Here is a 5,850-nt window from a genome sequence, read left to right on the forward strand (position 1 = left end):
CCGAAAAGCGCGGGGCGAATTTTGGCGTGATCGGCATGGCGTTCGGTTTCGGTTTCATCATTGGGCCGGCGCTGGGTGGATTCGTGGCGCAGTTCGGCACCGAAGTGCCGTTCCTGGTTTCGGCTGGCCTCGCCATGGCCAATTTCCTCTATGGCCTGTTCGTGCTGCCGGAATCTCTGCCGCCGGAACGCCGCCGCAGCTTCGAATGGCGACGTGCCAATCCGGTGGGCGCGTTGATGCGGCTGAAATCGGCGCATCCGGTGGTGCTTATGCTGGCCGCCACGGTGTTCGTGTGGACCCTGTCCTACCAGTCGCTCTATTCGATCTGGAGCTATCACGGCCAGCTGCGGTACGGCTGGACGCCGGAGCAGGTGGGCTGGAGCCTTGCCGCCGTGGGCGTTACCGGCGCCATCGTGCAGGGCTTTCTCGGCCGCAAGCTGATCCCGCGCTTTGGCCAGCGCCGCATCATCGTGTTCGGCCTGATTTCGGCGGTGGCGGGCTATTCCACCTATGCGATGGCCGATGAAGGCTGGATGGTTTACCTGGGCATCGCCGTTTCGGCCTGTCAGGGGTTGGTGTTCCCCTGTTTGCAGGGCCTGATGTCGGCCGAGGTCGCGCCCAACGAGCAGGGCGAGTTGCAGGGGGCGGTCGCCTCGATCCAGAGCCTTTCGGCCATCGTTGGCCCACCGCTGATGACGACGGTGTTCGCGCGCTTCTCGGTGGCGGATGCGCCCATCTATGCGCCGGGGGCGCCGTTCGTGGTGTCGCTGGTGTTTGTTGGCGTCACGGCGCTGATGTTCTTCCGCGCCCATGCCGGGCGGCGGGTTGTGGCGGCGGAATAATCAGCCGCGCGCCTGAAACCACGGCGTCACCCGGGCAATCGCCTCCTTCACCAGCGGCGTGTCCACGGCAAAGCTGAAGCGCATGAAGTGGCGGCCCTCCACCGGATCGAAATCGATGCCCGGTGCCGTCGCCACGCCGGTATCCAGCAGCAGCTGCTCGGCCAGCGCCATGGCATCGTTGGTGAGGTGCGCCACATCGGCCCAGATGTAGAAGGCGCCATCGGGCGGCGCGATCTTGGTCAGGCCCATCGCCGGCAGCGCATCCAGCATCAACTGGCGGTTGGCGGCATAGCGGGCGATGTGGCCTTCCAGTTCGTCCACACAGTCCATCGCCACCAGCCCGGCGTGTTGCGACAAGGTGGGGGCAGTGAGGAAGAGATTGCCCATGCGGGCGCGGGCGGCGTCGATCAGGTCTTCGGGCGCCACCAGCCAGCCCAGCCGCCAGCCGACCATCGAGAAATATTTGGAGAAGCTGTTCACCACGATCGCGTCCGGCGCATATTCCAGCGCGCTCGCCACCGGGCCAACGAAGGACAGGCCGTGGTAGATCTCGTCTGACACGATGCGGATGCCGCGTTCCTGGCAGACGCGGGCAATGGCAGCCATTTCGGCGGCCGGGATGACGGTGCCGGTGGGATTGGCCGGGCTGGCGATGATGACGCCGGCCGGCGCGGGATCGAGCCCCGCCAGGTGCGCCGCCGTGATCTGGTAGCGGCTGTCGGGGCCGCAGGCGACTTCCTGCACGATCATGCCCAACGCCCGTACATTGTTGCGATAGGCAACATAGCCGGGGCGGGCCATGGCGATGACATCACCGGGGCGGAACGCCGAGGTGAGCGCCATCACCAGCGCCGGCGAGGCGCCGCAGGACAGCACGATGCGTTCGGGTGCCACGTGCACGCCGTGGCGGGACTGATATAGGCCGGCGATCCGGGCTTTCAGCGGTTCCGATTCCCAATAGCTGCCGGGATCATTGTCCAGCACTTCGTGCGCGCGGGCGATGGCGGCAGCGGGCGCACCGGTGGAAGGCTGGCCGAATTCCATGTGGATGATGCTGCGCCCCTCCGCCTCCAGCCGACGGGCAAGGCGCGACAGGCGGATGGCGTGGAAGGGTTCAACAGGATCAGGATGGTTCATGCCGGGCCGTTAGCGGCTTTTGACGCGCGTTGCACCTGTGGCGTGTGGCTGGCACAAGGCGCAGCGATGATCCGCCTGTTCCTGCTGCTGCTCTGCCTGGCCTGGCCGGCGTTGGCCGCGCCTCCCGTCCCGGTGGCCGCCGCTGCCGATCTGCGGCTGGCGCTGCCGCCGCTGGTGCGCGGTCACGAGGCGCAGACGGGCGCGCGCTTCAGCCTCAGCTTTGGCTCATCAGGGCAGATGGTGCAGCAGGCGCTGAACGGCGCGCCGTTCCAGTTGCTGCTGCTGGCCGATGCCAGCCACGCCGATCGCCTGGCCGCAGCGGTGCCGGGAGTGGAGCGCCGGCCTTACGCGCTGGGCCGACTGGCGCTGGTGGCCACAAGGGCCAGCGGCGTCACTGATCTCGCCAGCCTGAAGGCCGCCATCCGCGCGGGCCGCATCCGCCACCTCGCCATAGCCAATCCGGCGCATGCGCCCTACGGAGCCGCCGCTCGCGCCGTGCTGGCCGGGCTGGGCGTCACCGGCGCGCCTTTGGTGCTGGGCGAGAATGTGGCGCAGGCGCTGAGTTTCGTCACCAACGGTGCAGCAGAGGTCGGGCTGGTGGCGTTACCGCTGGCGCGCGTTGCCGGTGGTGGCCTGATCGTGGTGCCCGTGTCGCCCGCGCTGCACCCCCCGCTGGTGCAAACTCTGGTGCTGATGCCCGGTGCCAGCCCGGCGGCGCGCGGGCTGGCGGATCGCCTCACCAGCCCGATCGGCCGCGCCGCGCTGGCCCGGGCCGGATTCGGCCTGCCGTGAACGGCGCTGATCTGACCGCGCTGCACCTGTCGCTCATGCTGGCAGCGGCAACCGTGGCGCTGCTGCTGCCGCTGGCGCTGCTGCTGGGCCATTGGCTCGCCACGACACGCTGGCGGGGCCGGGCGCTGGCCGAAGCGCTGCTGCTGCTGCCGTTGCTGCTGCCGCCCACCGTGGTGGGCCTGGCGTTGCTGATCGGCATGGGGCCGGGCAGCGCTATCGGACGCGGCTGGCAGGCGCTCACCGGCGGCCAACTGGTGTTCAGCTTTGCCGGCATCCTCGTCGCCTCCGTGCTGGTCAACCTGCCGTTGATGGTGCAACCGGCGCAGCGCGCGTTCGAGGCGGTGGGCGATGATCTGCGCGCCGCCGCCGCCAGTTGCGGCTTGTCCCCGCTGCGCGCGTTCACGCGTGTGGAACTGCCGCTGGCCTGGCCCGGCCTTGCCACCGGCGCCGTGCTGGCCTTTGCCCACACGCTGGGCGAATTCGGCGTGGTGTTGATGGTGGGCGGCGCCATTCCCGGCGAAACGGCGACACTCAGCCTCGCCATCTATGACCGGGTGCAGGCTTTCGACATGGCGGGCGCGGCCCGCCTGGCGCTGCTGCTGTTGGGCATCAGCCTGATCGCCATCACGCTGCTGTTCCTGCTGGGGCGCAAGCGTGGCTGAGGGCCTCACTGTCTCACTCACCCGCGCTGGCCCGCTGGAAGTGGAAGCCGCGTTCAGCGTGCCGCCGGGGCAGACGCTGGCCCTGGTTGGGCCATCGGGCGCCGGCAAATCGACGATCCTGAAGGCCATCGCCGGGCTGTTGCCCACCATCGGTTCGGTGCGCGTGGCCGGGCAGGATTGGCAGACGGACGCCCACGGCCTGCCGGCTTGGCAGCGGCGTGTGGGCCTGGTGCTGCAGGGCGGCGGGCTGTTTCCGCACCTTGATGCGTTGGGCAATGTGATGATCGCGCAAACGTCGCCCGACCGCGACGCCGCGCTGGCGCTGCTGGCGGCCATGCAGATGGACGGGCCGGTGCTCGGCCGCCGCCCGTCCGGCCTGTCGGGCGGGGAGCAGATGCGCGTCGCACTGGCCCGGGCGCTGGCCCGCGCACCGGATGTGCTGCTGCTCGATGAGCCGTTTGCCGCCGTTGATCCACCCGTGCGCCGTGCGCTGATCGCGGCCGTAGCGAACGTCCGCCGCCAGAGCGCGGCCCCGATGATCATCGTCACCCACGATCTCGCCGAAGCCGCCGGTATCGCCGATGCGTGTGCCTTCATCGATGCGGGCCGTATCGTCGAACAGGGGCCGGCCGCCGCTGTGCTCGCCGATCCTGCCAGCCGGCTGAACCAGTGGCTGGCCGACTAGAGCAGCGCCGCCAGCACGAGATAGCGCCCGCCCTTGGCCAGCGTCACCAGCGCGAGGAACAGCGGAAACGGCGTGCGCGCGGCGCCGGCCAGCACGGTAAAGCCATCGCCCACGATGGGCAGCCAGCTGAGCAAGAGGCTGGCGATGCCCCAGCGGTTGAACCAGTCCGCGCTGCGCGCCCACCCAGTGGCCGACAGCGGGAACCAGCTGCGGTGACGGAAGCGGTCTGCCGATCGGCCCAGCCCATAGTTGAGCACCGCGCCGCCAACATTGCCCAGCGTGGCGACCAGCACCAGCAGCCAAGCCGGATGCTCGCCGGCCAGCAGCAAGGCGGCGAGCACGATTTCGGATTGCGCCGGCAGAATGGAGCCGGCCAGAAAGGCGCTGGCGAACAGGCCGGCCAGTGCGGCGGCACTGGCGGGCCCCATATCGCATCTTCTCACTTTTGCAGTGGCGGAGTCGGAGGGATTCGAACCCTCGGATCCAGTTACCCAGATCGGCAGTTTAGCAAACTACTGGTTTCAGCCACTCACCCACGACTCCGAGCGAGGCGGAGGCTATAGCCATGCCGGATGGGGCTTGGCAACAGGCTTTCGCGGCTGGCCCCGGTAGTGCGCAGCGGTTAGAAGGTTGCGACGCTGGCTCAGCCCCCGTTCAGGCTGGGCAGGCGAGACAGGATCGACATGATGGCGAGGGCCCGACAAATGCAGCAGATGATGAAGCAGGTGGTGGCAGTGGCTGTGGTTGGCCTGCTCGTTGCGGGCCCGGCGCTGGCGCAGGAGACCCAGACGGCGCCCGTTCCGGCACCTGCCGCCGCCCCGGCGCCGCCGCCCGCAGCTCCGACCTATGCCGAGGAAGATGTGCTGGGCGCGGCCGAGGGCGTGTTTGGCAAGGGCGCGGAAGGCCTCGCTGAAATCGTCCGCAAGACCTTCAAGGATCGCGGCCAGCCCAATGCCTATATCGTTGGCCGCGAGGCCGGCGGCGCCTTCATCGTGGGTGTGCGCTATGGTTCGGGCATGCTGTATCACAAGGTGGAAGGTGAACGGAAAATCCACTGGACCGGGCCTTCGGTGGGCTTCGACATCGGCGGCGATGGTTCGAAGGTGTTCGCGCTGGTGTATAACCTGAACGACACCGAAGACCTGTATCGCCGCTATCCGGCCGCCGAGGGCAAGGCCTATCTGATCGGCGGTTTCACCGCCAATTATCTGCAGCGCGACAATATCGTGATCGTGCCGATCAAGCTGGGCGTTGGCTGGCGGCTGGGCCTGAACGGCGGCTATCTGAAATTCTCCAAGAAGGGCAAGGTGCTGCCCTTCTGATCAGTGGAAGATGCCGACGGCGAGCTCGGCCCACACCAGCAGCAGCATGGCAAGGCCACCAAGCATGCCCATGGTGCGCCACTGGCGGCGGGGCAGGACGGCGACGATTTCGAGAATGACGCCGGTGGTACCCAGGAGCAGCGCGGCGGCCAGGAAATCGCCGGGGCCCCAGTTCATCTCGGCCGTGAACTGCATGGCGATGGCCGGCAACAGCAGCAGGCCGGCGGCCAGGCTCCAGCCGGCCTTGCGGATCATGTGGGCCGTCAGGTTCATCATGGCCTCCTGTGTTGCCCGGATCATGCACCCACGGGCGTGATCAATCAATCGCGCCCAGCAGCGGCTCGCCTGCGCTCAGCCGGCGGATGTTTTCGACCAGCCGTTCCATGATGCGGCGGTTGATGTCGGGGTTG

Annotated in this window: 8 protein-coding genes and 1 tRNA gene; 5 read left to right on the forward strand and 4 right to left on the reverse strand. The window is 68.3% G+C overall.

Going from position 1 to position 5,850, the window contains the following annotated elements; translation table 11 throughout:
• On the forward strand, window positions 1–842 hold an 842-nt coding region (locus RT662_RS06520; RefSeq protein WP_313669894.1), incomplete at its 5' end, for an MFS transporter.
• Here RT662_RS06520 and RT662_RS06525 read toward each other — a convergent pair.
• Window positions 843–1,979, reverse strand: a complete 1,137-nt coding sequence (locus RT662_RS06525; protein WP_313669895.1) for a pyridoxal phosphate-dependent aminotransferase — start codon at window positions 1,977–1,979, stop codon at window positions 843–845.
• A gap of 66 nt (window positions 1,980–2,045) precedes the next feature.
• Here RT662_RS06525 and modA point away from each other — a divergent pair, with 66 nt between their 5' ends.
• Genes modA through RT662_RS06540 form a run of 3 tightly spaced genes read left to right on the forward strand, consistent with a single transcriptional unit; the run spans window position 2,046 to window position 4,118 of the window.
• Complete coding sequence (gene modA / locus RT662_RS06530) at window positions 2,046–2,771, forward strand: molybdate ABC transporter substrate-binding protein (protein WP_313669896.1); 726 nt, start codon at window positions 2,046–2,048, stop codon at window positions 2,769–2,771.
• On the forward strand, window positions 2,768–3,433 hold the full coding sequence (modB, locus tag RT662_RS06535; protein WP_313669897.1) for a molybdate ABC transporter permease subunit: 666 nt from the start codon (window positions 2,768–2,770) through the stop codon (window positions 3,431–3,433). Before modA ends, modB begins: the two co-directional genes overlap by 4 nt.
• Window positions 3,426–4,118, forward strand: a complete 693-nt coding sequence (locus RT662_RS06540) for an ATP-binding cassette domain-containing protein (RefSeq protein ID WP_313669899.1) — start codon at window positions 3,426–3,428, stop codon at window positions 4,116–4,118. Before modB ends, RT662_RS06540 begins: the two co-directional genes overlap by 8 nt.
• On the opposite strand, the gene RT662_RS06545 is transcribed toward RT662_RS06540, so the two are convergent.
• On the reverse strand, window positions 4,115–4,546 hold the full coding sequence (locus RT662_RS06545; RefSeq protein ID WP_313669900.1) for a YqaA family protein: 432 nt from the start codon (window positions 4,544–4,546) through the stop codon (window positions 4,115–4,117). The two genes, RT662_RS06540 and RT662_RS06545, sit on opposite strands and share 4 nt — an antisense overlap.
• A gap of 23 nt (window positions 4,547–4,569) precedes the next feature.
• Window positions 4,570–4,661: transfer RNA gene (locus RT662_RS06550), tRNA-Ser, on the reverse strand.
• Between the two features lie 161 nt (window positions 4,662–4,822).
• Between RT662_RS06550 and RT662_RS06555 the strand changes: the two genes are divergently transcribed.
• On the forward strand, window positions 4,823–5,440 hold the full coding sequence (locus RT662_RS06555) for a DUF1134 domain-containing protein (protein ID WP_313669901.1): 618 nt from the start codon (window positions 4,823–4,825) through the stop codon (window positions 5,438–5,440).
• On the opposite strand, the gene RT662_RS06560 is transcribed toward RT662_RS06555, so the two are convergent.
• Entirely contained in the window at window positions 5,441–5,713 is a 273-nt protein-coding gene (locus RT662_RS06560; RefSeq protein ID WP_313669902.1) for a hypothetical protein, read from the reverse strand.
• Window positions 5,714–5,850: the final 137 nt, after the last annotated feature.

This window comes from Sandarakinorhabdus sp. (assembly GCF_032115815.1).
Lineage (GTDB): Bacteria > Pseudomonadota > Alphaproteobacteria > Sphingomonadales > Sphingomonadaceae > Sandarakinorhabdus.

Bases quoted from the DNA above. Each gene is read 5' to 3' on its own strand.
- modA (WP_313669896.1), top strand. From the start codon at position 2,046: ATGATCCGCCTGTTCCTGCTGCTGCTCTGCCTGGCCTGGCCGGCGTTG.
- RT662_RS06560 (WP_313669902.1), bottom strand. From the start codon at position 5,713: ATGAACCTGACGGCCCACATGATCCGCAAGGCCGGCTGGAGCCTGGCC.
- RT662_RS06555 (WP_313669901.1), top strand. From the start codon at position 4,823: ATGCAGCAGATGATGAAGCAGGTGGTGGCAGTGGCTGTGGTTGGCCTG.
- RT662_RS06525 (WP_313669895.1), bottom strand. From the start codon at position 1,979: ATGAACCATCCTGATCCTGTTGAACCCTTCCACGCCATCCGCCTGTCG.
- RT662_RS06545 (WP_313669900.1), bottom strand. From the start codon at position 4,546: ATGGGGCCCGCCAGTGCCGCCGCACTGGCCGGCCTGTTCGCCAGCGCC.